Source organism: Gordonia sp. GONU, from assembly GCF_024733855.1.
Classification (GTDB): Bacteria; Actinomycetota; Actinomycetes; order Mycobacteriales; family Mycobacteriaceae; genus Gordonia; species Gordonia amicalis.
In genome coordinates this window covers 69,702-94,989 of the sequence record NZ_JANRHB010000012.1, presented here as the reverse complement: position 1 = coordinate 94,989, position 25,288 = coordinate 69,702, and the positions used below count along the sequence as shown (strand labels likewise).

Below are 25,288 nucleotides of genomic sequence, written 5' to 3'. Positions count from 1 at the left end.
AACCCCTCTTCCTGCTTGTGCCACCCTCCCGATATACACCAACAGCTCGGGGTCGGATGCGACCGACGTGTGTCTGTGCGAACATATGTCGATGACGACACATGTGAGACGTCGGCTGCTCGGACGGCCGGTGACCGTCTCGGTCACCGCTACGCTGCTCGCCGGATTCGTTCTCGCGGGTTGCGGCGGCGGGCAGAGCGCTCCGGCGTCGGATCAGATCGTGCTCGCCGAAAGCCAGGAGCTCGGGCTGTTCAACCCGATGCTCGGCTACGGTCAGCTCGGTGTGTCGCCGATCTACGACGGGCTGCTGGTTCCGGCCGCCGACGGTGACGACCGCATCCCCGATCTCGTGCCCGCACTGGCCGCGTCGAAGCCCGAGCGCGTCGCACCCCGCACGTGGCGGCTAGAGCTCAAGGACGGTGTCACCTTCTCCGACGGCAGTGCCTTCGACTCGGCCGACGTGGTCGCGACCTATCGCGCGGCCGTCGACCCGAAGGTCGCGTCGGGTATCTCGACCGACTTCGCCCCCATTGTCACGGTCGAAGCCGATGGGCCGCACACGATCAGACTGACCATGAACACCGATGCCGATCCCTCGCCGTACCTGCTCGTGGGTATCGTCCCGTCGGAGAAAGTGGAGGCAACGCCTGCTGCGCAGTGGGCGATCAACACCGAACCCGTCGGGACCGGCCCCTACCGCCTCGAATCCCTCGACCCCGACCAAGCGGTCCTCGTCGCTCGCGACGACCGAGCCGGCGACGCTCCGTCGGTGCGCAAGATCGTCTATACGCATGTACCCGACGACAATTCTCGCGCGCAGCGGGTGCAGACGGGTGAGGCCGACGGGGCGAGCCTCCCGCCGCGACTGGCCGACGCGTTCGCCGACGGGTCCGGTGTCGACGTCGCCGTGGTGGCGACGGCTGACTGGCGGGGCGTGTCGCTGCCGGCCGAAAACGACTTCACCGCAGACCCTTCCGCGCGGCTGGCGATGAACATCGGCGTCGACCGGACGTCGATCGTGGAGGACGTCCTCGTGGGCAAGGGTGAACCGGCCGGCACACCGATCGCGAAAGTCTACGGAGACGCCTACAACCCCGACGCCCAATTCGCCTACGACCGCTCCCGAGCCGCGTCGATCCTCGACGATGCGGGCTGGCGACCCGGTTCCGACGGCGTCCGTGTCCGTGACGGCGTCCGCGCATCCTTCGTGCTCCTCTACAACGCCGAGGACACCCTGCGTCGTGACCTGGCGGTGGCGTTCGCGGCGTCGATGAAGCAGATCGGCGTCGAAGTGTTGACGCGAGGCACCAGCTGGGACGAGATCGACACCAAGATGGGCTCGGCTGCCGCGCTTCTCGGCGGCGGTGCCACCCCGTACAGCATCGATTCCCAGGTCTACGACGCCCTGCACACCCGGGTGCCGGGTTCGTCGCCCTACTCCAATCCGGGTGACTTCACCGCACCCGGACTCGACGAATTACTGGACGCCGCACGCGAATCGGCGCCGGGTCCGGAGAACGACGAACGGTACCGTCGCATCCAGCAGATCTATGCCGACCAGCCGTCACAGGTCTTCCTCGCCTTCGTTCACCACGCCTATGTCGCACGAAGCGCGGGGTGGGCGCACGATGCGCCGATTCTCGAACCCCACTCGCACGGCGTGACCTGGGGACCCTGGTGGAATCTGCCGTCCTGGACTCCGACGTCGTGACCACGCAGATCCGAGCGGACACCGCAGGGCTTTCGGGCGCCTCGCGTCCCGCCGCGGAGAATCCCTCCGGCACTGGCGAACACGCGCGACGGCGCACCCGGTCCCGGACTGCCGTCCGACTCCTCGGACGTCGAATCCTGGTGATGGTCCCGACGGTGTTGCTCGTGTCGCTTGGAGTGTTCGCCGTCGCCGCGGCGTCGCCGTTCGATCCGCTGACGGCGCACCTCGGCGACAACTACCAGTCGGCGACGCAAGCGCAGCGGGATGCCGTCACGCAGGCCTACGGACTCGACGACCACTGGTTCGCGGCCTGGTGGAAGTGGTGGGTCGCGGTGTTTCAGGGAGATCTGGGATGGTCGTCGACCATGCGTCAGCCGGTGGCAGAACTGATCGGCCAACGTCTTCCGTTCAGCCTGGGAATGTCGTTGGCGGCGTTTATATCTGCCGCGGTCGTCGCCATCGCGCTGGGGGCGGTCGTCGGCATGCGGCGCGGCGGGATCCTCGACCGCGCCTGCACGACGCTGGCCGCGATGCTCGCCGCGACCCCGCCGTTCGTGGTGTCGCTCGTGCTGGTCAGCATGTTCGCGGTGGGGCTCGGGTGGTTACCGACATCGGGCGCACGACGGCCGGGTGACGACTATTCGGTCGACGGACTGCTCACCCACGCGGTGCTGCCCTATCTGGCGCTGACGATCTCCATGATCCCGTGGCTGCTGCTGACGATGCGTTCGGCGGTCGTCGATGCCGCGGCGTCCGACGCGGTCCGGGGAGCGCGCGCCCGAGGGGTAGGTGGATGGACCTTGCTGCGGGGACACATCGTGCCGGTCTCGGTGTTGCCCACGCTGGCCCTGCTCGGGACACGGTTGCCCGAACTCATCGCCGGCGCCGCGATCGTCGAAACCGTGTTCGGCTGGCCGGGTCTCGCCGAGGCGCTCGTCGATTCGGCGGTGGCACTTGACTTCTCCCTCCTCGCGCCGCTGGCCGTCGGATCGGCTGTCCTCGTTCTGATCGGATCGGCGTTGTCGGATGCAGCTGCGGTGTCGATCGATCCGCGGATCGGGTTGCGGGCATGACCGCGATCTCGCCTCCGGCGATGCGCGACGAGAGTCGTTGGGCCGCAGCGACCGACCGAATCAAGGCCGCTGCCCCCTGGATCGTCCTCGGCGTCATCGGCGCGCTCGCAATCGGGTGGCCTCTCATCGCTGAGGAACAGACCGCCGACTTCGCACAGGCTTTGCGCGCCCCCGGCGACGGTAGCCTCCTGGGCACCGACCATTCCGGATACGGCCTCGGGGTCCGCACCGCGGAGGGCCTGCGGATCTCGTTGGTCATCGCACTCGCCTGCGCGATACTCGCCACCGTCCTCGGCGTCGTCGTCGGTATCGCGTCGGTGACGGCAGGCGGGTGGGTCGACGCGATCGTCATGCGCGTCGTGGACGGCGTCAACGCGCTTCCGCATCTCGTCGTCGGCGTGGTGATCGCCGCGATGTGGCGCGGCGAACCTCTTGCGATCATCGTCTCGATCGCGCTGACCCACTGGCCGGCCGTCGCTCGGGTGGTCAGGGCGGAGCTGCTGGAGGCGACGTCGGCCGGTTGGGTGGAGACCGCGCGGCTCGCCGGCGCCTCGCGAACGTTCATCGCGACCCGGCACCTCATGCCCGCGGTCTCCGGTCAAGTACTGGTCGCGCTGACTGTGCTACTCCCGCATGCGGTGTGGCACGAGACCACTCTGTCGTTCCTGGGCGTCGGTCTCTCCCCGGACGCCGCGAGCCTCGGCACCCTCCTCGGGCAGGCGCGCGGTGACGTCCTCACCGGCGCCTGGTGGACGCTCGTGGTCCCCGGTCTCGCACTCATGGTCACCGCGCTCGCCTGCTCGGCAGCTGCGGGCTCGCTGCGCCGCGCCACCTCGCCTCCGACCGGGGAGGTCTGGCGATGAGTGCTCGTCTCGACGGCCTCACGGTCGATGTCGCCGTTCGACGCCGCGAACCGGTCCGGGTGCTCGATGACGTCACCCTGGATCTACCTGCCGGCGCGATGACCGCTCTCGTCGGCGAATCCGGGTGCGGGAAGTCGATGGTTGCCGCTGCGCTGTGTGGGCTGCTCCCGCCCGGATCGTCAGTGACCGGCCGGGTGTCGCTCGGGGACGATGATTTCCTCGACGTCGAGGTCGCCGGTCGCGACCCACGCTGGCGGACGCTGCGTGGACGTCGAGTGGGGCTGGTGCCGCAGTCGGCGGCCACCTCGTTCACCCCGGTGCGCACGCTCGGGTCACAGCTCGACGAGGTGATCAGCGGGCTCGGCGGCACGCGCGACGCCGTCGAGCTGTGCCGGGCGGTCCACCTCGATCCCGACGCTCTGCGGCTCTACCCGCACGAACTGTCCGGCGGGATGGCCCAGCGCGCCGCGATCGCCGCAGCCATCGCCGGCGACCCCGCGATCCTCGTTGCCGACGAGCCGACCTCTGCGCTTGACCCCGACCTCGCAGCCGCGATCTGGGGACTCCTGGCGGACACCGCACGACGCGGCGCCGCGGTGCTGGTGATCACTCATGACGTGGACACGATGGTCGGGGGCCGGCGGGGGGTGGGGGGCTTCGACGCGGTGCCTCGCTTCGCTCGGGACCGGCTCAGCCGGCAGGGGGCGGTGCCTCGCTTCGCTCGGGACCGGCTCAGCCGGCAGGGGGCGGTGCCTCGCTTCGCTCGGGACCGGCTCAGCCGGCAGGGGGGTGCCGACCGAGTCGCAGTCATGCGGGCCGGACGGATCGTCGAAGAAGGTCCAGCTGCCGAGGTTCTCCGTTCGTCAGAGCCGTACGTCGCCGAATTCTTCGAGCCCGTCTCATGACGGCGACGCTGCTCGGGCACGGCCTGACCGCCCGGTTCGGGAGCCGGGAGGTGTTCACCGGCGTCGACGTCTCCGTCGACGCGGGATCCGTCCTCGGGATCGTCGGCCAGTCGGGCAGCGGCAAGACGACGCTTCTGCGCATCCTCGCCGGACTCACCGCACCCGCGGCCGGCACCGTCGAGCAGCGCGGTGTGGAACTTCGGCCGGGAACCATCGGACTGATCGCCCAGCATCCCCGCCTGGTCACCAATCCGCGCTGGACGTTGCGCAGGATCGTCGCGGAACCCGCCACGATCGCGCGACGCAACTGTGACATCGAGGCGGTCGCCGGACGCGTGGGTCTCGACCCCGCACTCCTCGACCGCTTCCCATCACAGGTCTCCGACGGTCAGCTGCAACGGGCCTGCGTCGGCCGCCTGCTGGTGCAGGCGCCGCGGTTCGTGCTGTGCGACGAACCGACCGCGATGCTCGATCCACTGTCGGCGCGGGCGGTCATCGGGCTGCTTCAGGCGCTCGTCGACGACGGTGCCGGCATGGTGCTGGTCAGCCACCAGCGGCGGCTCGTCGACGCGCGGTGTCGTGACGTCGTCGATCTGGACGTGCGGTAGGGGGCTTCGACGCGGCGCCTCGCTGCGCTCGGTGCCGGCTCAGCCGGCGGGGTGGGGGGCTTCGACGCGGCGCCTCGCTGCGCTCGGTGCCGGCTCAGCCGGCGGGGTGGGGCGCCTCGCTTCGCTCGGTGCCGGCTCAGCCGGCGGGGTGGGGGGCTTCGACGCGGCGCCTCGCTGCGCTCGGTGCCGGCTCAGCCGTCGGGGTGGGGCGCCTCGCTGCGCTCGGTGCCGGCTCAGCCGGCGGGGGCGGGGTCACATCTGCAACCGCGCCGCATCGTCCTCGCCCATGGCGTCCTCGAGGATTTCTGGGGAGTAGTCGACGTCGATGTCGGCGACCGAGCGTCCGCGGGCGGACTCGATCGCGGAGAGCCGGCGCTGGGCGCGGTCGGCGGCGTAGGTCAGGAACTCGTTGTTGTCGAGCCCGAAGGGTTGCTCGTCGAACTGCTGGTTGACCCAGTCGATCATGCCGAGCGCCAAGGGGAGGAGTTCATCCATGCGCTCGCCGACGGCGGCCCACAGCGAGTCGTCGGCGGCGACGTGGCGGCGGCAGGTGAAGGTGCCCCATGCCATGTGGCGCCGCTCGTCGTCACTGATGAACCGGATCAGCTTCTGCATGCCGGGGAAGATGTCGAAGCGCGTACAGACCTTCTGCCAGGCGTGATAGCCGGTCAGTGCCAGGCTGCCCTCGATGACGTGGTTGTAGGTGACGCTCGCGCGGATCTGGTTGCGCGGCGACGCGTCGTGTTCGAGGGCGTGTAAAGACGCCGGCAACTCCTCGTAAAACAAACGGCGATAGAAGGGATTGTCGGCGACGAAGGGCTGGAGGTCGCCGGTCAGTCCGACGGAGTCCATCCACATCCGGAACACCTGGGTGTGTTTGGCCTCCTCGAAACAGAACTGTGTCAGGTACATCTCGTCACCGAAGCGTCCCTCGGTCGCCATCGCCTTCATGAACGGCTGGATGTCCTCGGTCACCGCCTCCTCGCCGGCGATGAACTGACTCACCAGATAGGTTGCGCTGCGCCGTTGTTCGTCGTTCAGCTCCACCCAGTCCTGCGCGTCCCGGGAGAAGTCGATCGCCACCGGATCCCAGAACCGGGAGTTCCCTTTGACGAAGAGTCGCAATGGAAACGAGTCCCAGTTGAGACCGCCCTGCCGCAGTGACGAGAAGTCCTGGCGGCCCTCTTCCTTGTGTTCGATAAGGGTCATGAGATCACCAGCCAACCGACGTGAGAATGCGAATACCTGACGCTAACGCGTTACCGTGCCAGCGGTGTTGGAATCAGTGAATTCGCTTGTCACAGCTGATTTTACGCCCTGTCGAGGACGGATTCCGGTGTCGTTTCCTCTTCTTCCCGTTTTGCGAGCGCGCTCGGCCACCAGATCTTGCGTCCGATGTCCAGGGTCAGTGCTGGAACCAGGAGCGTACGCACGATGAGGGTGTCGACGAGGACGCCGAACGCCACCAGGAAGGCCACCTGTACCAGGAACAGGAGTGGGATCACGGCGAGGGCCGCGAAGGTCGCCGCCAGCACGACTCCGGCCGAGGTGATGACGCCGCCGGTCGCGGTGAGCCCGCGGATCATGCCGATGCGGGTGCCGTGTCGGAGCGCTTCCTCGCGCACCCGGGTCATCAGGAAGATGTTGTAGTCGATGCCGAGCGCCACGAGGAACACGAAGGCGAACAGCGGGACCACCGGGTCGGCGCCGGGGAAGCCGAACGGACCGTTGAACAGCAGCGCGGCCACACCCAGCGTCGTCGCGAACGACAGCACGGTTGTCGCGAGCAGGATCGCGGGCGCGAGGACGCTGCGCAGCAGCGCCACCAGGACCAGGAACACGACGATCAGCACGATCGGGATGATCAGGTTGCGGTCGTGGATGGACGTCTCGCGAGTGTCGAGATCGATGGCGGTGGTGCCGCCGACCAGGGCGTTCGCGTTCGGGACCTGGTCGACCGCCGAACGGATGTCGGCGACGGTGTCCTGGGCGGGGAGCGACTCCGCATTGTCGGTCAGCGTGGCGGTGACGGCGACCTTGCCGTCGCGGACCATCGGCGCGCCGCCTTCGTTGATCAGTTCGGCGCCGGCGACACCGTCGGTCGCGCGGACCGCGTCGAGTACGGCGGTGCCTGCGCCCTGATCGGCGATGACGTAGGTGGGCGTACCGCTACCGGCGTCGAAGTGTTTCGCCTGGATCTCGGCGCCCTCCACGGACTCGACCGAGCCCATGAAGAAGTCGGTCGACGCGATGCCGTCGGCCTTGAAGGTCGGGGCGAATGCCGCGCCGATGAGCAGGAGGATCAGGGTGCCGGCCCAGATGGCGCGCGGCTTGGACGCGACCGTGTCGGCGATGCGCTTCCACAGGCGGTGGGTGGCACCGCTGTCGACCGAGGTCTGCGGGGCGTACCGGGGGCGCAGCGGCCAGAACGCGGTCCGGCCGAGGAGCGCGAGTGCGGCGGGGAGGAACGTCATCGACGCCAGGAAGGACGCGAGAATACCGATCGCGGCGACCGGGCCGAGGCTCTTGTTGGAGTTCAGGTCGGACAGCAACAGACAGAGGACACCGGCGATGACGGTGCCCGCCGACGCGGCGACCGGCTCGATCGTGGCGCGCCAGGCCTGCCGGAGCGCCGCGTACTTGTCCTCGGTCGCGATCAACTCCTCCCGATATCGGGATACGAGCAGCAGTGCGTAGTCGGTGGCCGCGCCGAAGACCAGGATGAACAGGATGCCCTGGCTCTGACCGTTGAGGTCGAGAACGCCCTGCTTGGTCAGGAAGTAGACGAGGCCCGACGCGAGTCCGAGGGCGAAGACCGCGGAGATGAGGACCACGAACGGCAGGATCGGGCTGCGGTAGACGACGATCAGGATCAGGATCACCACGGCGCCCGCGACCAGCAGCAGCAGGCCGTCGATTCCGGCGAAGGCCTCCCCGAGGTCGGCGACCTGGCCGGCGGGGCCGGTGACCGCGACGGTCAGACCGTCCGGCGCGTCGGCCAGCTTGTCGCGCAGGATCTCCACGGTGTCGGCGGGTTCGCCGGCGCTGTCGATCGGGACGAAGACCTGCGCGGCCCGACCGTCCTGCGACGGGATCGGCGGCGAGACCGCCGATCCGAATCCGGGCTGACCGGCCACCTCGGAGGTGGTGGTGCGCAGGAACTCGAGGTCGCCGGGGGTGATTCCGCCCGAGCGTTCGGCGATGACGATGCCGGGGATCTCGTCGGTGTCCTGGAAGTCGGCGAGGAGGTTCTGGACCTGCGTGGACTCCGCCGACGCCGGGAGGAAGGAACTGCTGTCGTTGCTCGCGACGCTCGCGAGCTTGCCGGCGAAGGGGCCCGTGATCCCGCCGATGATCAACCAGGCGAGGAGTAGAAGGGCGGGGATCAGCCAGCGGAGCTTGCGGGTGGGACGGGGACTCGAATCGGTCTTGTCCGGCATGGGGCCATCGTTCCACGTGTTGCTCTCACGTGCCGACGAAGGGCTCGAGGACGGTCGCATGCAACCGGTTCGGAGCGGGCCGCAGGTCGGATGGCCGTCGTGCGAACGCGCGAGACGGATCACGTGAAATAGCTGCGGCGACCGCGGTCTTGGACCACCATGTGATGTACGTCGCATAAGCAGACGGCGATATCTAACGCCCTGTTCCGGGGCGGCACGAGCAAGGAGCACATGTGAAGACCAAGGGTGCAGTTCTCCGTAATCCGGGTGAGAAGTGGCAGATCGAGGAGTTCGAGCTCGGCGATCCGGTGGCGGGCGAGGTCCAGGTCAAGCTTGTCAGCTCGGGCCTGTGCCACAGCGACCATCACCTCCGCACCGGCGACAGCCCCGCCCCGATGCCGGTTCTGGGTGGTCACGAGGGTGCCGGCGTGGTGACCAAGGTCGGCCCGGGCGTCACCAACCTCAAGGAAGGCGACCACGTCGTCACCGCGTTCATCCCGGCCTGCGGGACCTGCGAGCCGTGTTCGCGAGGGCAGCAGAACATCTGCGACGAGGGTGCACGGCTGCTGACCGGCCTCTCGATCGCCGACGACACCAACCGTGCGCACACCCATGACGGACTTCCGCTCGTCCAGATGTGCATGCTCGGGACCTTCGCGCCCTACATCACCGTGAATCAGGCCTCGCTGGTGAAGATCGAGGACGACATCCCGCTCCAGGCGGCGGCGCTCCTCGGGTGTGGTGTCGCGACCGGCTGGGGCTCCGCGGTCGAGATCGGCGGGACGCATGCCGGCGACACCGTCGTCGTGGTCGGCATCGGCGGTGTGGGCATCAACGCGGTCCAGGGCGCCGCGGCGGCCGGTGCACGCCACGTCATCGCGGTCGACCCCGTGCCCTTCAAGCTGCAGATGGCCGAGAAACTCGGTGCGACGCACACCTTCCCGTCGATGGAGGCGGCGGCCGAGGCCATCGGCGACATCACCTGGGGCAGGATGGCCAACACGACGATCCTCACCGTCGGTGAGATCGACGGCTCGATGATCGCGCCCGCACTGGCCCTGACCGGCAAGGGCGGACAGGTCGTCGTGGTGGGCATGGGCAACTTCGCGTCGATGGACGCGCAGATGAACCTCTTCGAGCTCACCCTGCTGCAGAAGCGGGTGCAGGGCGCGATCTTCGGTGGTGCCAGCCCCCGGACCCAGGTGCCGGCGCTGCTCAACGAGTACCGTGCCGGCAAGCTGAATCTCGACGATCTGGTGACCAAGACCTACCGGCTCGATCAGATCAACGAGGCCTACGACGACATGCTCGCGGGCAACAACATTCGCGGCATGATCGTCTACGGCGACGACGATTACTGATCGCTCCGGCGAGGGCGATCACTGATCGTCCGGACGCGCTGACTCATCGACGCCAGGTCTCCCCGCGGTGACCTGGCGTCGATAGTTGATCAGGATGTTGAAGAACCGCAGGCCCAGTCCGACCAGTACGAGCGTGCTGGCCATCTGGATCGACACCGCGATGCGGGCACCCTGCGAATCCGCCGCGATGTCGCCGAAACCCGTCGTCGTGAACACCGTCAGGCAGAAGTAGAGAGCATCGACACGGGTGAGTTCCTCGTTGAAGCTGCCCGGATCATATTCGGAGAACAGAAAATACGTGGTGGCGAAGACGACGACATAGAACGTCGCCAGCGCGACCAACATCTCCATGGCGGTCACCAGAGGATGGATCGACCGGGCGAACTTGCGGACCTCCCAGACGCAGAAGGATGCCAGGAGTCCGGCGCCGACCGTCAGTCCCAGCACGTTGAGATCGCTCGCCCGGTTGATCGGCAGCAGGAAGTACCCGATCAGCAGCACGATGGCCGCCCCGATGGGCCGGAGCAGGGCGACTGTCAGGTCGCGGCCACTCGCGAGGGCGAGGGGCCCGGAGGTCCCCGGCGCCGGCCGCGGAAATCGGGCGCGTGAGGGGCCGGCGCCGGGTGTGTCGTTCACCAGATCCGGACCCGCTGGTCTTGCTCGAGATACAGTGCGTCGCCGGGCTTCACGTCGAACGCCTCGTAGAACGCGTCCACGTTGCGCACGACGCCGTTGCACCGGAACTCCGGCGGCGAATGCGGGTCGATGGACAGGCGGCGGATCGCCTCGGCGTCCCGGGTCTTGGTGCGCCAGATCTGGGCCCAGCTGAAGAACACGCGCTGCGTTCCGGTGAGGCCGTCGATGACCGGCGGTTCCTGCCCCTCGTGGGCGATCTCGTAGGCGACGAGCGCGATTGACAGACCGCCGAGGTCGCCGATGTTCTCGCCGATGGTGAAGTCGCCGTTGACCTTGTGCTCGGGGTCGAGGCCGGTGGGGGTGAACTCGCCGTACTGGTCGATGAGTTTACGTGTGCGTGAGGAGAACTCGGTGCGGTCGGTGTCGGTCCACCAGTCGACGAGGTTGCCGTCGCCGTCGTATTTCGCGCCCTGGTCGTCGAAGCCGTGGCCGATCTCGTGCCCGATGACCGCGCCGATGCCGCCGTAGTTGACCGCGTCGTCGGCCTCGGGATCGAAGAACGGCGGCTGCAGGATGGCCGCGGGGAAGACGATCTCGTTCATGCCCGGGTTGTAGTAGGCGTTGACCGTCTGCGGGGTCATGAACCATTCGTCGTGGTCGACCGGTCCACCGATCTTGGCGAATTCCCGGTCCTGCTCGAACGACGATGCGCGCGCGACGTTCCCGATGAGATCACCGCGGTCGACGCTCAGCGCGCTGTAGTCCCGCCACTTGACCGGGTAGCCGATCTTGGGGGTGAACTTCTCGAGCTTGGCGAGGGCCTTCTCCCGGGTGTCCGGGGTCATCCACGGGAGTTCGGAGATGTTGCGGCGGTAGGCCTTCACCAGGTTCGCGATGAGCTCGTCCATGCGCGCCTTGGCCTCGGGCGGGAAGTGCTTGGCCACATAGAGTTTGCCGACCGCGAAACCCATCGCGCCCTCGACGAAGCCGACGCCGCGCTTCCAGCGGTCGCGGATGGTCTCCGCGCCCGTCAGGGTGCGGCCGTAGAACTCGAAGTTCTCGTCGACGAAGTCCGACGACAGATACGACGCGGCGGAATGCAGCAGGCGCCACGTCAGCCACGTCTTCCACTCCTCGAGCGGACGCGAGGCGATGAGTGCCGACGCCCCGGACACGAAGGACGGCTGCGCGACGACGACCTCGGCGAAGGTCGGATCGCCGGTGGTGCCCAGACCGCCCAGCCACTCGCCGATCGGGAAACCGTCGGCGGCGGAGGCGAAGTCGTCCAGCGTCATCAGGTTGTAGGTGAGTTCGGCGTCGCGGCGCCGGACGACATCCCAGTGTTCGGCCGCGATGGCGGTCTCGAGATCGAGGATGGTGGCGGCGCGGGCGGCGGCGTCGTCGAAGCCGGCGAGGGCGAACATCCGCTCCACGTGCGCCACGTAGGCGGTGCGGGTCTCCGCGTGCTTGTCCTCCCGGTAGTACGACTCGTCCGGCAATCCGAGGCCGGACTGGGTGACGTGCACAAGGTAGCGGTCGGACTTCTTGGCGTCGGTGTCGACGTAATAGCCGAACAGTCCACCGGCGCCGTGACGCTGGAGCCGGCCGATGCGTCGGGCGAGCGCGTCCGCCGAGTCGACGGCCGCGATCTTCTCGAGTTCCCCGGTGATCGGGCCGATGCCGAGTGCCTCGATGTGGTCGGTGTCCATGAACGACGCGTAGAGGTCACCGATCTTCTGTGCGTCGGAGCCGCTCGCGGGGCTCGACTCGGCACATTCGGTGATGATGTCGCGGACGTTCTCCTCGGAGTTGTCGCGCAGCACATGGAAGGCGCCGTCGACCGAACGGTCGTCGGGGATGACATGCGACTCCAGCCACTTCCCGTTGACGTGGGCGAACAGATCGTCCTGGATGCGGACGGAATCGTCGACCCAGTCGAGGTCGAGTCCGGACTTGAGGTCGGTATTCGAAGCAGTCACGCGCTCCATCCTGTCACCGGATGGGCGATCCGTCAGCCGCGTTCGGTAGGGGCGAAATCGCACGAGGTCCCCGGTCGGTCCCTACGGTGGATCCATGGTGGGAGAAACCAGCTACGACGTCGTCGTGATCGGTGGCGGTCCGGTGGGCGAGAATGCTGCCGACTACGCGATACGGGGAAGCGATCGCACGGCCGCGATCGTCGAACACGAACTGATGGGTGGGGAGTGCTCCTACTGGGCGTGCATGCCGAGCAAGGCGCTGCTCGGGCCCGGGAACGCCCTTGACGAGGCGCGGTCGCTGGCCGGGTCCCGCGAACGGGCGTCGGCGTCGAATCCGGATGCCGACGCCGTGCTCGGCTGGCGGGACACCGTCACCGGGCGTCTCGACAACAGCGCCGCCACGCACGATGACTCCGGCCAGGTGCAGTGGGCCGACGGCGCCGGGATCGAGGTGATCCGCGGTCACGGCCGGATCGTCGGCGAGAAACAGGTCCGCGTCGGCGACCGGTTGGTGACGGCACGCGAGGCGGTGGTCATCGCCACCGGCAGCACCGCATCGGTCCCGCCCGTCCCGGGACTGCGCGAAGCACTGCCATGGACCTCGCGCGACGCAACCAACATCCTCGAGGTCCCGGAACGGATGGTGGTTCTCGGCGGCGGGGTCGTGGCCTGCGAGGCCGCGACGTGGCTCTCGACCTCGGGGTACGCAGCCTGGTCATGGCCATCCGCGGGGACCGGCTGTTGCCGCGGATGGAACCCTTTGCGGGGGAACGGGTTGCCGACGCGCTGCGGGCTCGCGGCGCCGACATCCGCTTCGGGACGACGATCGAGGCGGTCGAACGAACCGACGCCACTGCCTCGGGATACGGACGACTGCACGGCGGCCCGGCGGTCGTCCGGCTCGCGAGCGACGGTGCGGGGGAGCTCACCGTCGACGAGATCCTGGTCGCGGCCGGAAGGTCGCCGGCGACAACCGATGTGGGCCTCGACTCGCTGGGATTGGCGACCAAGGGACCGTTGACGGTCGACGATCACCTCACCGTGCCGGGACATCCGTGGTTGTACTCGGTCGGAGATGTCAACGGCCGCAACGCGTTGACGCATATGGGCAAGTATCAGGCGCGGGTGGCCGGCGACGTGATCGCGGCGCGGGCGGAGGGGCGGGGCCTCGACGGATCACGGTACGTTGCGGTTTCGGACCATGCCGCGGTGCCGCAGGTGGTGTTCACCAGACCGGAGATCTCCTCGGTGGGGCTGACCCACGCGCAGGCGGGGGACGCAGGCATCGACGTGCGCGTCGCCGAAGGGGACATCTCGGTCGCCGGGTCGTACCTGCTGGGTCCGGACTACTCGGGGCACGCCTCTCTGGTCGTCGACGCGGCGCGGGACGTCCTCGTGGGTGCGACGTTCGTCGGGGCGCAGACGGGTGAACTCGTGCACTCGGCGACGGTCGCGATCGTCGGTGAGGTGCCGCTGTCGCGGTTGTGGCACGCGGTGCCGTCGTATCCGACCGTCAGCGAGGTGTGGCTGCGACTGCTGGACCAGCTGCGCTGACCTGCGCAGAGTCACCACTTCAGCGGAGTGACGCTACGTAGAGCCGGCGCGTCGCCGCCGGGGTCGCGTGTGGGGAACGATTGGTCTGACCACTTGACCACCTGACCAAGGGTGGTTACCGTCACAACATGCCCTTTGAGCCGGTGACCCAGCAGAGCGCACCTGAGATCGTCTTCGACCAGATCGTCGAGGGGGTGCTCTCCGGCGATCTGGCCGCCGGTGAAGCGCTCCCCAGCGAACGAGAACTGGCACGGATGCTCGGGGTGTCCCGGCCGACGGTGCGCGAGGCGCTCAAACGAGTTGCCGCGGCCGGGCTCGTGGCCATCCGCCAGGGCGACGGCGCGCGCGTCCAGGACATCGCACGCACAGGCGGACTCGACCTGCTGCCGCGGCTGCTCCTCCGCGGCGGGGCGCTCGTGCCGAGTGTCGCGCGGTCGATCGTCGAAGCGCGTGCCGCCGTCGGGCCGGAGGTCGCCCGCCTCGCGGCGCAACGTGCCACCGACGACGATCTCGTCGCGATCCGGTCGGTCCTGGATCGTCTCGCCGCCGAGCCGGACCCGATCGGCCAGCAGGTCGCCGCCCTCGAGTTCTGGAGCGTCGTCATCGACGCGGCCGACTCGATCGCCTTCCGGCTCATGTACAACTCGCTGCGCGCCGCCTACGAGCCCGCCGTACCCGCTCTGGCCGGGGTCCTGGAACCCGAGGTCGGGAACATCGAGGGCTACCGCGCGCTCGTCGACACCATCGCCGCGCACGCACCCGAACGCGCCGACGCCGCGGCCCGAGCCCTTCTCGCACCCGCGACGACGGCACTACTCGCTCTCTGCGAGGCACTCGAGAACACCGACCCACAGGAGGAACACTGATGGCCGCCGACGAGATCGACATCAAGGCGCGCCGGCAGGTCGCGGCCGAGGAACGACGCATGCGGTCGCGGCACTCGATGTCGCTGCGCGACGCATTCGCCGAGTTCCTCCGGCATCCGTCGCCGTGGATCATGGCGGGCTTTCTGGGTGCGGCCCTGGTAGCGCGAGTGTGGTTGGGCGGCTGGGGTTTCGCCGACCTGCTCGTCCCCGTCATCATGGTTGCGAGCTTCCCTCTGGTGGAGTGGCTGATCCACGTGTTCGTCCTGCACTGGCGCCCGAAGCGGCTGGGCCCGGTCACCATCGACCCGCTCGTCGCACGCAAACATCGTGAACATCACCAGAATCCGCGCGACATCCCGCTCATCTTCATCCCGTGGCAGGTGCTGATCGGGGTGATGATCGCGGCCCTCATCGTCGGACTCGTCGTCTTCACGAGCGTCGAGCGCGGGCTGACCTTCCTGGTCGTGCTGCCGGCGATAGGCCTGGTCTATGAGTGGACGCACTACCTGATCCACTCCGACTACCGGCCGCGCCACGCGTTCTACCGCAGGATCTGGCGCAACCACCGGTTCCACCACTACCGCAACGAGCACTACTGGTTCACGGTCACCACCGCCGGGACCGTCGACCGGTTGCTCCGGACCTACCCCGACCCGGACACCGTCGAGAAGTCACCGACCGCGAAGGATCTGCACGCGCTGTCGCGGACGGCGGAGTAGGTCTGAGGCGCCGGCCGAAGGCCGATGGGGCTCGGTGAGGTCGTTTCGATACGGCTCCGGTTGCTGGTTGAGCCGGTAGCGAGCGGAGCGAGCCACCGCGTCGAAACCTCGCGCCGTGCTGGTGAGCGGATCGGTGGCGGGAGGGGTTTCGACGCGACGCCTCGCTTCGCTCGGTGTCGGCTCAACCGGCGTGGGGTTGCTCGGTGGCGGGAGGGGTTTCGACGCGACGCCTCGCTTCGCTCGGTGTCGGCTCAACCGGCGTGGGGTTGTTCGGTGGCGGGAGGGGTTTCGACGCGACGCCTCGCTTCGCTCGGTGTCGGCTCAACCGGCGTGGGGTTGTTCGGTGGCGGGAGGGGTTTCGACGCGACGCCTCACTTCGCTCGGTGTCGGCTCAACCGGCGGGGGGTTGCTGGGGTGGCTCAGGAACCGCCGAGCCCCGTCGCCATCGACCACACGAGGATCTCGGCGCCGGCAGAAGACGTGACCGACATCAGGTCGGCGTCGACGGCGCGGACGGTGTCGCCGGCGTCCAGAGGCGCAGGTTCCCCGTCGACGGTGGCCTCGGCCTGCCCGTCGACGACGAACAGGTGGGTGAACCGGGCGGCCGGGAGTTCGACGGTCCCGCCTGCGCGCAGCCGCGCGGCGTAGAGCGTGGCGCCGGCGTTGGCGAGGGAGATCGCGGCCCCACGGTCGGGGGCCCCGGAGGCGACCGGGACCAGCTCACCGGTCGACAGCTGGTCGGCGACGTCGGCCTGGTCGTAGGACGGGGTGAGTCCGTGCCGGTCGGGCATCAGCCACATCTGCACGTAGTGCACCGGCTCGGTCCCGGAACCCGCCAGCCCGGGCCAGGAGTCGTTGCGCTCGGAGTGCTCTACCCCGGTACCGGCGCTCATCCGCTGTACGAGACCGGGATAGAGCACTCCGGAGTGGCCGGCCGAGTCGCGATGCACGAGCGTTCCGGAGACGACCCACGTGACGATCTCGCTCTCCTGATGATGGTGGAGGTCGAAGCCCGCGCCGGCCGCCACCTCCTCCTCGTTGAACGCGAGGAGAGCACCGAAGTGGGTGTTCGTGGGATCGTAGTGATCGCCGAAGGAGAACCCGTGTCGTGAGGTGAGCCAGTCGGTCGTCGTGACCATGCGATCGTCGCCGGGGATCACCGTGAAAGCCATGGCTCCATCATCGCAGTCGGCGCAGGCCGGACTCGGCCCGGCTTGTCCCCCGTTTGGTGGATCGAACCATACGTCCCGGACCGATGCGACCCGCAGATTGCGGGACGAGATGAGTTCGTGACCGGCTTGATTCCCGAATGGAAGCTGGGAGCGTCGAATTCGAGTGTGACAAGAGTGAAGATTGTCGTCATGAAGATCTGGGTCAAGCGCGCAACATCCGCCGCTTGCGCCGCGGTCACCTGTGCCGTCGTGGTGAGTTCCTGTTCGCTCACCGGATCGTCGAACACCGGTGCTGCCGCCGCCATCGACGCATTCGCCAGCGCGCTGAGCCGACAGGACGCCGGCGGTGCCGCGCAGCTCACCACCGCGCCCGGTCAGGCCGGCGACAGTCTGATCACGACGCTGAAATCGATGTCTGCACAACGGATCGACGTCGACATCGAGAAACCCGTCGAATACAGCGACGGTACCGCGACCTTCGCCCTGACCACGAAGTGGAACTGGGACAAGGGACGCGCCTACGAGGCGAGCAGTGAAGGAACTGCCCGGAAGCTGTCGTCGGGCTGGAAGGTCACGTGGGATCCGGCGATCCTGCATCCGGGTCTCGGCGCCGGAGGTCACCTCCGCGAGATCCGCACCGACGCGACGCCCTCACCGTCGGTGCGCAGTCGCTCGAACAAGGTCTTCATGTACCTCCAACCGGTGAACGAAATCGTCATCGACCCTGCACAAACGAGCGATCTGGCGGCCACGACCCGAGCGCTGGCCGGCGTGATCGCGCCGATCGCGCCGCTGATCACCCCAGCGGTCATCGGCGAGAAGCTGGCCGAGACGCCGGGTAAGTCGGTCATCGCCGTCACGCTGCGCGATCCGGACATGCAGGTTCTCGCGGGCGACCCCGCGCGTGTGCCCGGCGTGAGTGTCAACCGCACCGATCAGCTCGTCATGGCCGACCGTCGGCTGTCGTCGCCGCTCGAGGACGGCCTGACCAACTACTGGCAGGCGATCCGCGACGCCACGGCCGGCTGGCAGGTCGAGATGGTCAACCCCGGCGTCCGGCCGCGCCGCCTCGCTGGTGAGCAGGGACCGCCCGGACCCGATGTGCTGTCGACCGTCGATCAGGGTGTGCAGCTGACCCTCGGCGACGCCGCGGTCGAGGTCGGGCAGCCCGCCACGATCCTCACCCTCGACGCCCAGACCGGCGCGATCCTGGGCATGGCGCAGAACGCGTATGCGGCCGAGCGCAGCATCGAGATCGATCGGGCCTACCCGGTCGGTTCGACGCTGAACCCGGTCTTCGACGAGGTCGGACGCGTTGCCGGGCCGCAGCCCGAGCAGGCGGACACGTTGCTCGATCGCCTGGGTCTCGGCGTCCAGTTCACCGTGCCGGGGGCGAGCGTTCCGACGCCGGGCCAGCCCGGTATCGCGACCATCGGTTACCGCCCGGGCCAGACGAACATGTCGATGACCAACATGGGTGCGTTCGGCGTCGCACTGGCACGCGCCGCGGCGGGTCAGCCCTCGTCGGTGCCGCCGTTCGTCCTGAGAAACGTGCCCACCAAGGTCGCCGGCGGTGAGCTCGGCGGCCTCGACCCCGCTCTCGTCGGACCGATCTTGAAGGCGATGACCACCACCGCGGCCACCGGTGATGCCAGCGACCTCACCCGGGCACCCGGGCTGAAGGCGCTGGTCGGCACCAACGGCCCGGAGGGACCGGGCTGGTTCGTCGGCATCCAGGGCGGACAGGTGGTCGTGATCTACACCGAAGGTCCGAAGTCGGGTACCGCGGCGCTTCAGGTGGCGCAGAAGTACTTCACCATCAAGTAGTCGAGACCATCATCGAGTAGACGAGGCCACCGCCGGCCCGGTGGGCGGTTTCGACGCGACGCCTCGCTGCGCTCGGTGTCGGCTCAACCGGCGTGGCTTGCGGACATCGGCGCGGTGTGTCAGCGGTCGGCGGCGCGCCGGCCGAGGTAGGCGAAGACCGCGCGCCATCCGAGCAGGAAGACGGCGAGCGTCAGGGTCGCGACGATGACGAAGCTGACGGCCACGCCCTGGCTGAGGATGAAGCGCAGGATCATCGCGACGGTCACCGTGCAGAACCAGATGACGATCCCGACCGGCACCACGCGGTCGGGACGGAAGTCGTGGCCGAAGAAGTCGCTGGACCGCACGTGGGCGTACACGTAGGTGATCGACCAGCCGGCCGCGCAGCCCACAAGGAACGGCCACAGCGTGTGCAGAAAGGCGACCGGTGCGTAGCCCTCTTCGTGGCTGGCCCGGCCGATCACCACGAAGATCGTGATGGCCACCGCGTCGAACAGCGCGGCAACCGGTCCGGTCGCGGTCCCGCGCGCCGGTGAGGTCCCCGCCTCGGTGGGGTTCGGGATCGGCATGGTGGTCTACCGTACCGGGTCTGGCGGGGGATCATTGTCGGACCCTTGACCGGACTCCGAACGGGACGGGTCCTCCGATGCGGCCGCGTCGACGTCCCGCTCGACCGCGTCGATGAACGTGTCGTCGCGCCTGATCCGGCTGCGGAACATGATGGCGATGACCACCCAGCCCACCGCCGCCACGAAGACGTAGCTGATGATCCGGTAGATCAGGACTGCGGTGATGGCGTCGGCGGCGGGCATCCCGGCGCTGGTGAGGGCCGGGACCAGCACGGCGTCGACCACGCCGATACCGCCCGGGAGCAACGGGATCGCCGTGCCGACGGCCTTGCCGGCCGCGTACGCGACCATGAGTCCGGAGATACTCGGGTGCGCGTCGACGGCCCAGCACGCGAACATCAGGCACGCCACGTCGGCGACCCAGTTGAACAGGCTCCAGCCGAAGGCGATCGAGGTGTCGCGTTTGGTCAGCTGGACTGCGCGGAGCTGCTCCAGGGTCTCGAAGAGCTTCTCGGTGCCGTGGTCGTCGGGTTTGTTGCGGAGCTGGTTGATCCAGCCCAACACCCGGATGCCGGTGTTCTTCAGAGATTCCGGATGGCTGGCGAGGTACTGCAGGACCACCGCGACCGCGAGCAGACCGGCGACCGAGAACACGACGGAGAACGGGCTGGTCTTGGCGCCGGCGAGCATCGCGCCGCCGAAACCGAGGACGGCGAGGCCGACGCCTGCCAACAGCCCCGACATGACGACCTGCCACGACGCGACGACCGGGGTCGCACCCCACTTGCGCGTCTCGCGGTAGGTGAAGGCGGGCGCCAGCACCTGGCCGCCCGGCATCGTCTGGCTGAGCGAGTTGGCGGCCAGGATGACCGACAGCGACTTCCACTGGGTGACCCGGACGCCTGCCGAGCGCAGCAGCGCGCGCTGGACCTGCGCGAAACTGTCCATCGACAGCATTGCGGCCACGACACAGGCGAACACCCAGTGCCATTTGATGTCGCCGATGCGTAGCCAGGCCTTCTTCAGCTCGGGCCAGATCAGCACGACCTCGACACCGAGGATCACCAGCACGACGGCCAGGAGGACCCACCGCACCCACCAGAAGCGGGGACGGGTGGCTGAGCGAGGGGTCACGTCCCCCGGCGAGCCAATATCCTCCGACATACGTGACACCTTAGGCCAGGCTGTATTGCCGTATGTCCACCACCATTGGGTAAATCGACTGTCTACTGTTGCTCTCGTGAGCGAAGCCGAACCGGCCGGTCGGCCGCATGTTGCCCCCGACCTCGCGTCCCTCGACCGTGCCAGGGTCCACCCGCAGGTACGAGCCGCCGCGGAATGGGCGTGGCGGTTGCTCCTGCTCCTCTTCGCGGCCTACGTCGCCGCCAAGCTCTTCGTGGAGTTCGAGGAGGTGCTGGTCCCGGTCGCGCTGGCGATCCTGATCGCGGCGATGCTCGTGCCCGCGGTCGACGCCCTCGACCGTCGCGGGGTGCCGAGATCCCTGGCCGTGCTCCTCAACATCCTGCTCGCGCTGGGATTCATCGCGGGTGTCATGACCTTTGTGGTGCGCGAGTTCATGCGGGGCGTGCCGCAGCTCGTCGAAGAGGTCAGCGCAACGGTGGAGCGCACCAAGACGTGGTTGATCGAGGGACCGCTCGACCTCGACCCCGAGCAGGTGCGCAATGCGGGTACCGACATCCTGGACTTCCTGCAGCACAACCAGGATCGGGTCACCAGCGGCGCGCTCGCCACCGCCACCACGGCGAGCGAGATCATCACCGGCGCACTGCTCACTCTCTTCCTCCTCATCTTCTTCCTCTACGGAGGTGATCAGATCTGGCGGTTCTCGGTCGGCGTCGTACCCGTCGCGACCCGTGACCGGGTGTGGCGAGCGGGGATCGCCGGATTCGGGACGCTCGTCGGCTACGTGCGGGCCACGGTCGCCGTGGCCTTCGTCGACGCCTGCGGCATCGGCGTCGGCCTCGCCATCCTGCAGGTTCCGCTCGCACTTCCGCTGGCGTCGCTGGTGTTCCTGGGTGCGTTCATCCCGATCGTCGGTGCCCTGCTGAGCGGTTCGCTGGCGGTGCTGGTCGCACTGATCACCCAGGGCTGGCTCGCGGCCGTCGTGGCCCTCGCCATCGTTGTCGGCGTCATGCAGCTCGAAAGCCATGTGCTGCAACCATTCCTCTTGGGACGTTCGGTGCGGCTGCACCCGGTCGCGGTCGTCCTGGGCATCGCCGCGGGGCTGGTCTCGGCGGGGATCATCGGCGGCCTGCTCGCGGTACCGCTCATCGCCTTCCTCAACACCGCGATACGGCACCTGAAGGACAGCGAGGGCGCGGCCGACGACCAGGAGGCCGCCGGTGGTCACGTGGTCGAACCCAGTGAACCCGTGTGGGACACCGCCGATCCCGATGCGACCGCGGATGCGGTGGCCGAGCGCGGCACGAGGCCCGGCGGTGAGACACCGCGATCCGATGAGTCCGAGCCGGACCCCCGGGACCCGGGACCATCGTGAGCTCAGAGCCGTCCGCGCGGTGGGTCGCGCAGATGCGGCACACCGAGGCCGGACGGCCGGCCCGTGCCGTCGACGCCGATCCGGTCGGCCCACTGTGGCGCGGCGCGCAGATCTTCCGGCTGCTGTCATATCTGTATGCGCTCGGCTTCCAGATCGCGATCAACGACGATCTCGAGCATCGTGCCGTCGCGTGGGCGCTCTTCGGCCTGCTGACCGCCTGGACGCTGGTCAGCGGCATCGGCTACTTCATCGGATTCGCCCGCAACCGCTACTGGGTGACCGCCGAGGTCGTCGTGGTCTGCGGCCTGATGCTGTCCACCTCATATGTGGCCGACGCCGGGTGGGCATGGCACAACCAGACCTGGCCGACGACGCTGTGGGCCACCAACGCGGTGATCTCGGTGGCCATCCTGGCCGGGCCGACGTACGGGATCCTCGCGGGCCTCGTCGTCGGCGGGACGAGCACTTTCGTCAAGGGCGAGCTGAACCTGAACTTCGGACGCAACGCCACGATCATCGTGATCGTCGCAACCGGTATGGCCGTCGGACTCGCCGCGGCGAACGCCCGCCGGACGCATGAGAAGCTCTCGGCCGCAGCGCGTATCGCGGCGGCCGCCGAGGAACGTGAGCGCTTGTCGCGCGAGGTGCACGACGGAGTGCTTCAGGTGCTCGCGCTCATCGCCCGGCGAGGTCGTGAGATCGGTGGCCCCACAGCAGAACTGGCGTCGTTGGCCGCCGAACAGGAACGCGCGTTGCGTCGACTGATCTCCGACGCCGGGGATGCCGGTGCCGAAGAAGACCTGGACGGCGTCGGCGTGCCGGGCACCGGGGAGCTGGATCTCGCGGCTGCACTGAGGGTGTTCGCCGACGATCGGGTCTCGGTGAGTGCGCCCGCCGACCCCGTCCCTGTACCCGCCCGCATCGGGCACGAGATCCGCGCCGCCGTGGTCAACGCTCTCGACAACACGCACCACCACGCGGGACCCGATGCGCGCGCCTTCATCCTGGTAGAGGATCTGGGGGACGACGTGGTGGTGAGCGTACGCGACGACGGTGTCGGAATCGTCGAGGGCCGACTGGCGCAGGCGGTCTCTCAGGGACGTCTCGGTGTCGCGAAATCCATTGTCGGCAGAATCGAGTCAGTGGGCGGCACGGCCGTCCTCGACACCGAACCCGGCGGCGGCACCGAATGGGAGTTCACCGTTCCACGTCGGCAGACCGAGGGTCGGCGGGACTGAGGGAGGGACCGATGGGCACAGTCGAGTCGGAGGACGAACACGTGTCAGACGGTGCGGCAGGACGATTGCGGATCATGGTCGTCGACGACCACCCGATCTGGCGCGACGCGGTCGCCCGTGACCTCGCCGACGAGGGGTTCGACGTGGTGGCCACCGCTGACGGGGTGGGCAGCGCGGGTCGTCGTGCGGCCGCGGTCACCCCGGACGTCGTGCTGATGGACATGCAACTCCCCGACGGCTCAGGTGCCGACGCAACCGCGGCGGTGCTCGAGGTGTCGCCACGGACCCGCATCCTCGTACTCTCGGCCTCGAGCGAACGAGACGATGTGCTCGAGGCCGTGAAGGCCGGCGCCAGCGGATATCTCGTGAAGTCGTCGTCCCGCGAGGAACTCGTGTCCGCGGTCCGCGCGACCGCGGACGGGCAGGCCGTGTTCACGCCCGGGCTCGCCGGTCTCGTCCTGGGCGAGTACCGCAGGATGTCGCAGCAACCCGACGCCTCGGCGGCGACACCGTCCCTCACGGACCGGGAGACCGAGGTGCTGCGGCTCGTGGCAAAAGGGCTCAGCGCCAAGCAGATCGCCCGGCGGCTGTCCCTCAGTCACCGTACCGTCGAGAACCATGTGCAGGCCACGCTCCGGAAGCTGCAGCTGGGCAATCGTGTGGAACTGACCCGTTACGTCATCGAACACGGCCTGGAGGAGGACTGAGTCCTCCGCCCGGCCGGTTGATGAAAGCGGTTGTGCCGGTTACAGGTCGGTGGCCGCGAGGGGGGCCGACGTGATCGGGATGGCCGGTGCGACCTTCGGGGTCACGACCATCAGCGTGGCCGCCGCACCGGCGAGCGCGATACCGCCGAACAGGTAGAACGCGGTCCCCGACGAGACACCGGCGCCGATCAGCAGGCCACCGATGATCGGGCCGACGATCCCGCCGAGGCGGCCGAAGCCGGCACACCAGGCGACGCCCGCGCCGCGGGCCTCCGTCGGGTAGAAGTTCGACACGAAACCGTAGATCAGGACCTGGGTCCCGATGGTGCCCGTGCCGGCGACCGCGACCGCGACGAGCAGGATCGGCAGCGGGAGACCGAATGTCAGGCACACGAGCGCGAAGGTGGCCAGACAGAACGATGTCGCGACGACCTGCTGCGGGCCTCGCTGATCGGCGAGACGGGCCGCGATCAGGCCGCCCACGATCGCGCCGCCGTTGAGGACCAGCAGGAACGAGAGCGATCCCTTGGCGTCGAATCCATTGGCCTCCATGATCTGCGGAAGCCAGGTGTTGAGACCGTAGGTCAGCAACAGGCCGACGAAACTCATCGTTCCCAGCAGCAGCGTCGGCACGGCGAACCGGCGCGTCACCAGGGCGGCGAAGCCGAGCTTCACCGGAGCCGGTGCCGGCTCCTGGCGAAGGTGGCGTGTCCGTAGATCCACCGGAATTCCGGTGTGCGTGCTGATCTCGCGGGCTTCCTCATACCGTCCGCGTGCGGCGAGCCACTGCGGGGACTCGGGCATCTTCAGCACCGCGAGCGGGAGCAGCGTCACGAGCGGCAGTGCCCCGATCCAGAACAGGCCGCGCCACCCGATCTGATCGACGAACAGCATTGCCAGCACGGACGCGAGGACACCGCCCGCCGGGACCCCGCTGTAGACGATCGCGTTGAACAGGTTCCGCTTGGCGGCCGGCGCGAACTCGGCGACCATCGCTCCCGCGGTCGCGACCAGGCCGCCGATCCCGATGCCGGTGAGAAAGCGCAGGATTCCGAACGAGACGAGGTCGGTGGCCAGGGCGGTCGCCGCCATGCCGACCGAGAACCAGACGATGTTGACCAGCATCATCCGACGCCGGCCGACCCGGTCACCGAACGCGCCGGCGGCCAGAGCGCCGATCATCACGCCGATGAGCGCGTAGGACCCGAGTGCGCCGGCGGTCGCCGGGGTCAGCTCGCCCAGCTGTCCCGGGTCGTCGAGCAGAGTCGGCAGGACCGTCCCGTAGACGACGAGGTCGTAGCCGTCGAAGACGATGGCGACGGCGGCGAGGGTGACGATCCAGAGCACGCTGCGGCGATGCTCCGGAGACGTCCAGGTCGAAGAGTTCATGCGGGCTGTCCCTCCAGCGTTGGTGTGCTGGCAGACATCCTGCCCAGGATGTGGGCGCAGTCACATCGGGGCAATGCCCAGTTCCGGCCCATCCCGAATTGATCCGCGAGTCCGTGGGATTCATAGCCGGATACACCACGGTCGGTGGAGGCG

The 25,288-nt window shown here is 68.5% G+C and carries 19 protein-coding genes and 2 pseudogenes; 13 read left to right on the top strand and 8 right to left on the bottom strand.

Features of this window, described 5'->3' with window-relative positions; genetic code table 11:
* Window positions 1–91 precede the first annotated feature (91 nt).
* The 5 genes and pseudogenes from NWF34_RS13405 (at window position 92) to NWF34_RS13385 (ending at window position 5,160) form a co-directional block, all read left to right on the top strand.
* On the top strand, window positions 92–1,711 hold the full coding sequence (locus NWF34_RS13405; protein ID WP_191834603.1) for an ABC transporter substrate-binding protein: 1,620 nt from the start codon (window positions 92–94) through the stop codon (window positions 1,709–1,711).
* Window positions 1,708–2,784, top strand: coding sequence for an ABC transporter permease (locus NWF34_RS13400; protein WP_096275040.1), 1,077 nt, complete (start codon window positions 1,708–1,710; stop codon window positions 2,782–2,784). The genes NWF34_RS13405 and NWF34_RS13400 overlap by 4 nt, the downstream gene beginning before the upstream one ends.
* The gene (locus NWF34_RS13395; protein ID WP_096274799.1) at window positions 2,781–3,647 is read left to right on the top strand and encodes an ABC transporter permease; all 867 of its coding nucleotides are present in this window, start codon (window positions 2,781–2,783) and stop codon (window positions 3,645–3,647) included. The genes NWF34_RS13400 and NWF34_RS13395 overlap by 4 nt, the downstream gene beginning before the upstream one ends.
* Window positions 3,644–4,276: pseudogene (locus NWF34_RS13390) on the top strand (ATP-binding cassette domain-containing protein); the annotation flags it as partial. The gene NWF34_RS13395 and the pseudogene NWF34_RS13390, both read left to right, overlap by 4 nt.
* Window positions 4,277–4,548: 272 nt before the next feature.
* The gene (locus tag NWF34_RS13385) at window positions 4,549–5,160 is read left to right on the top strand and encodes an ABC transporter ATP-binding protein (RefSeq protein WP_096274798.1); all 612 of its coding nucleotides are present in this window, start codon (window positions 4,549–4,551) and stop codon (window positions 5,158–5,160) included.
* A gap of 252 nt (window positions 5,161–5,412) precedes the next feature.
* Here the strand turns inward: NWF34_RS13385 and NWF34_RS13380 are convergent, their stop codons facing one another.
* Together NWF34_RS13380 and NWF34_RS13375 are read right to left on the bottom strand one after the other, a co-directional pair.
* A complete protein-coding gene (locus NWF34_RS13380) occupies window positions 5,413–6,369 on the bottom strand; it encodes a R2-like ligand-binding oxidase (RefSeq protein WP_258325284.1) in 957 nt (318 codons plus the stop codon).
* Window positions 6,370–6,470: 101 nt separating this feature from the next.
* Entirely contained in the window at window positions 6,471–8,600 is a 2,130-nt protein-coding gene (locus NWF34_RS13375) for an MMPL family transporter (RefSeq protein ID WP_258325283.1), read from the bottom strand.
* A gap of 233 nt (window positions 8,601–8,833) precedes the next feature.
* Between NWF34_RS13375 and NWF34_RS13370 the strand changes: the two genes are divergently transcribed.
* Window positions 8,834–9,961, top strand: a complete 1,128-nt coding sequence (locus NWF34_RS13370) for an NDMA-dependent alcohol dehydrogenase (protein WP_024499454.1) — start codon at window positions 8,834–8,836, stop codon at window positions 9,959–9,961.
* Between the two features lie 18 nt (window positions 9,962–9,979).
* Here the strand turns inward: NWF34_RS13370 and NWF34_RS13365 are convergent, their stop codons facing one another.
* A complete protein-coding gene (locus NWF34_RS13365) occupies window positions 9,980–10,597 on the bottom strand; it encodes a potassium channel family protein (RefSeq protein ID WP_258325282.1) in 618 nt (205 codons plus the stop codon).
* On the bottom strand, window positions 10,594–12,585 hold the full coding sequence (locus NWF34_RS13360) for a M13 family metallopeptidase (RefSeq protein WP_258325281.1): 1,992 nt from the start codon (window positions 12,583–12,585) through the stop codon (window positions 10,594–10,596). The genes NWF34_RS13365 and NWF34_RS13360 overlap by 4 nt, the downstream gene beginning before the upstream one ends.
* Window positions 12,586–12,670: 85 nt before the next feature.
* On the opposite strand from NWF34_RS13360, the pseudogene NWF34_RS13355 reads away from it, so the two are divergent.
* The 3 genes and pseudogenes from NWF34_RS13355 (at window position 12,671) to NWF34_RS13345 (ending at window position 15,715) form a co-directional block, all read left to right on the top strand.
* Window positions 12,671–14,130 (top strand): annotated as a pseudogene (locus NWF34_RS13355) (dihydrolipoyl dehydrogenase family protein).
* Between the two features lie 128 nt (window positions 14,131–14,258).
* Entirely contained in the window at window positions 14,259–14,996 is a 738-nt protein-coding gene (locus tag NWF34_RS13350) for a FadR/GntR family transcriptional regulator (RefSeq protein ID WP_238064035.1), read from the top strand.
* Entirely contained in the window at window positions 14,996–15,715 is a 720-nt protein-coding gene (locus tag NWF34_RS13345) for a sterol desaturase family protein (RefSeq protein WP_191834600.1), read from the top strand. Before NWF34_RS13350 ends, NWF34_RS13345 begins: the two co-directional genes overlap by 1 nt.
* A gap of 419 nt (window positions 15,716–16,134) precedes the next feature.
* On the opposite strand, the gene NWF34_RS13340 is transcribed toward NWF34_RS13345, so the two are convergent.
* Entirely contained in the window at window positions 16,135–16,887 is a 753-nt protein-coding gene (locus NWF34_RS13340) for a pirin-like bicupin family protein (RefSeq protein WP_096274797.1), read from the bottom strand.
* 189 nt (window positions 16,888–17,076) lie between these two features.
* Between NWF34_RS13340 and NWF34_RS13335 the strand changes: the two genes are divergently transcribed.
* A complete protein-coding gene (locus NWF34_RS13335; protein WP_258325303.1) occupies window positions 17,077–18,714 on the top strand; it encodes an NTF2-like N-terminal transpeptidase domain-containing protein in 1,638 nt (545 codons plus the stop codon).
* A 119-nt stretch (window positions 18,715–18,833) separates the two neighbouring features.
* Here NWF34_RS13335 and NWF34_RS13330 read toward each other — a convergent pair whose 3' ends face one another.
* Window positions 18,834–19,283: a DUF3054 domain-containing protein gene (locus NWF34_RS13330; RefSeq protein WP_258325280.1), complete on the bottom strand. Its 450-nt coding sequence runs from the start codon at window positions 19,281–19,283 to the stop codon at window positions 18,834–18,836.
* A 6-nt stretch (window positions 19,284–19,289) separates the two neighbouring features.
* Window positions 19,290–20,447, bottom strand: coding sequence for a YbhN family protein (locus tag NWF34_RS13325; RefSeq protein WP_258325279.1), 1,158 nt, complete (start codon window positions 20,445–20,447; stop codon window positions 19,290–19,292).
* A 76-nt stretch (window positions 20,448–20,523) separates the two neighbouring features.
* On the opposite strand from NWF34_RS13325, the gene NWF34_RS13320 reads away from it, so the two are divergent.
* Genes NWF34_RS13320 through NWF34_RS13310 form a run of 3 tightly spaced genes read left to right on the top strand, consistent with a single transcriptional unit; the run spans window position 20,524 to window position 23,746 of the window.
* On the top strand, window positions 20,524–21,801 hold the full coding sequence (locus NWF34_RS13320; protein WP_258325278.1) for an AI-2E family transporter: 1,278 nt from the start codon (window positions 20,524–20,526) through the stop codon (window positions 21,799–21,801).
* Complete coding sequence (gene macS / locus NWF34_RS13315) at window positions 21,798–23,039, top strand: MacS family sensor histidine kinase (protein WP_258325277.1); 1,242 nt, start codon at window positions 21,798–21,800, stop codon at window positions 23,037–23,039. Before NWF34_RS13320 ends, macS begins: the two co-directional genes overlap by 4 nt.
* Before the next feature lie 11 nt (window positions 23,040–23,050).
* Entirely contained in the window at window positions 23,051–23,746 is a 696-nt protein-coding gene (locus NWF34_RS13310; protein ID WP_096274796.1) for a response regulator transcription factor, read from the top strand.
* A 39-nt stretch (window positions 23,747–23,785) separates the two neighbouring features.
* Here NWF34_RS13310 and NWF34_RS13305 read toward each other — a convergent pair whose 3' ends face one another.
* Window positions 23,786–25,135, bottom strand: coding sequence for an aromatic acid/H+ symport family MFS transporter (locus NWF34_RS13305; RefSeq protein WP_258325276.1), 1,350 nt, complete (start codon window positions 25,133–25,135; stop codon window positions 23,786–23,788).
* Between the last annotated feature and the right edge of the window lie 153 nt (window positions 25,136–25,288).

Bases quoted from the DNA above. Each gene is read 5' to 3' on its own strand.
- NWF34_RS13405 (WP_191834603.1), top strand. From the start codon at position 92: ATGACGACACATGTGAGACGTCGGCTGCTCGGACGGCCGGTGACCGTC.
- NWF34_RS13395 (WP_096274799.1), top strand. From the start codon at position 2,781: ATGACCGCGATCTCGCCTCCGGCGATGCGCGACGAGAGTCGTTGGGCC.
- NWF34_RS13385 (WP_096274798.1), top strand. From the start codon at position 4,549: ATGACGGCGACGCTGCTCGGGCACGGCCTGACCGCCCGGTTCGGGAGC.
- NWF34_RS13380 (WP_258325284.1), bottom strand. From the start codon at position 6,369: ATGACCCTTATCGAACACAAGGAAGAGGGCCGCCAGGACTTCTCGTCA.
- NWF34_RS13375 (WP_258325283.1), bottom strand. From the start codon at position 8,600: ATGCCGGACAAGACCGATTCGAGTCCCCGTCCCACCCGCAAGCTCCGC.
- NWF34_RS13360 (WP_258325281.1), bottom strand. From the start codon at position 12,585: ATGGAGCGCGTGACTGCTTCGAATACCGACCTCAAGTCCGGACTCGAC.
- NWF34_RS13350 (WP_238064035.1), top strand. From the start codon at position 14,259: ATGCCCTTTGAGCCGGTGACCCAGCAGAGCGCACCTGAGATCGTCTTC.
- NWF34_RS13345 (WP_191834600.1), top strand. From the start codon at position 14,996: ATGGCCGCCGACGAGATCGACATCAAGGCGCGCCGGCAGGTCGCGGCC.
- NWF34_RS13340 (WP_096274797.1), bottom strand. From the start codon at position 16,887: ATGGCTTTCACGGTGATCCCCGGCGACGATCGCATGGTCACGACGACC.
- NWF34_RS13335 (WP_258325303.1), top strand. From the start codon at position 17,077: ATGAAGATCTGGGTCAAGCGCGCAACATCCGCCGCTTGCGCCGCGGTC.
- NWF34_RS13330 (WP_258325280.1), bottom strand. From the start codon at position 19,283: ATGCCGATCCCGAACCCCACCGAGGCGGGGACCTCACCGGCGCGCGGG.
- NWF34_RS13325 (WP_258325279.1), bottom strand. From the start codon at position 20,447: ATGTCGGAGGATATTGGCTCGCCGGGGGACGTGACCCCTCGCTCAGCC.
- NWF34_RS13310 (WP_096274796.1), top strand. From the start codon at position 23,051: ATGGGCACAGTCGAGTCGGAGGACGAACACGTGTCAGACGGTGCGGCA.
- NWF34_RS13305 (WP_258325276.1), bottom strand. From the start codon at position 25,135: ATGAACTCTTCGACCTGGACGTCTCCGGAGCATCGCCGCAGCGTGCTC.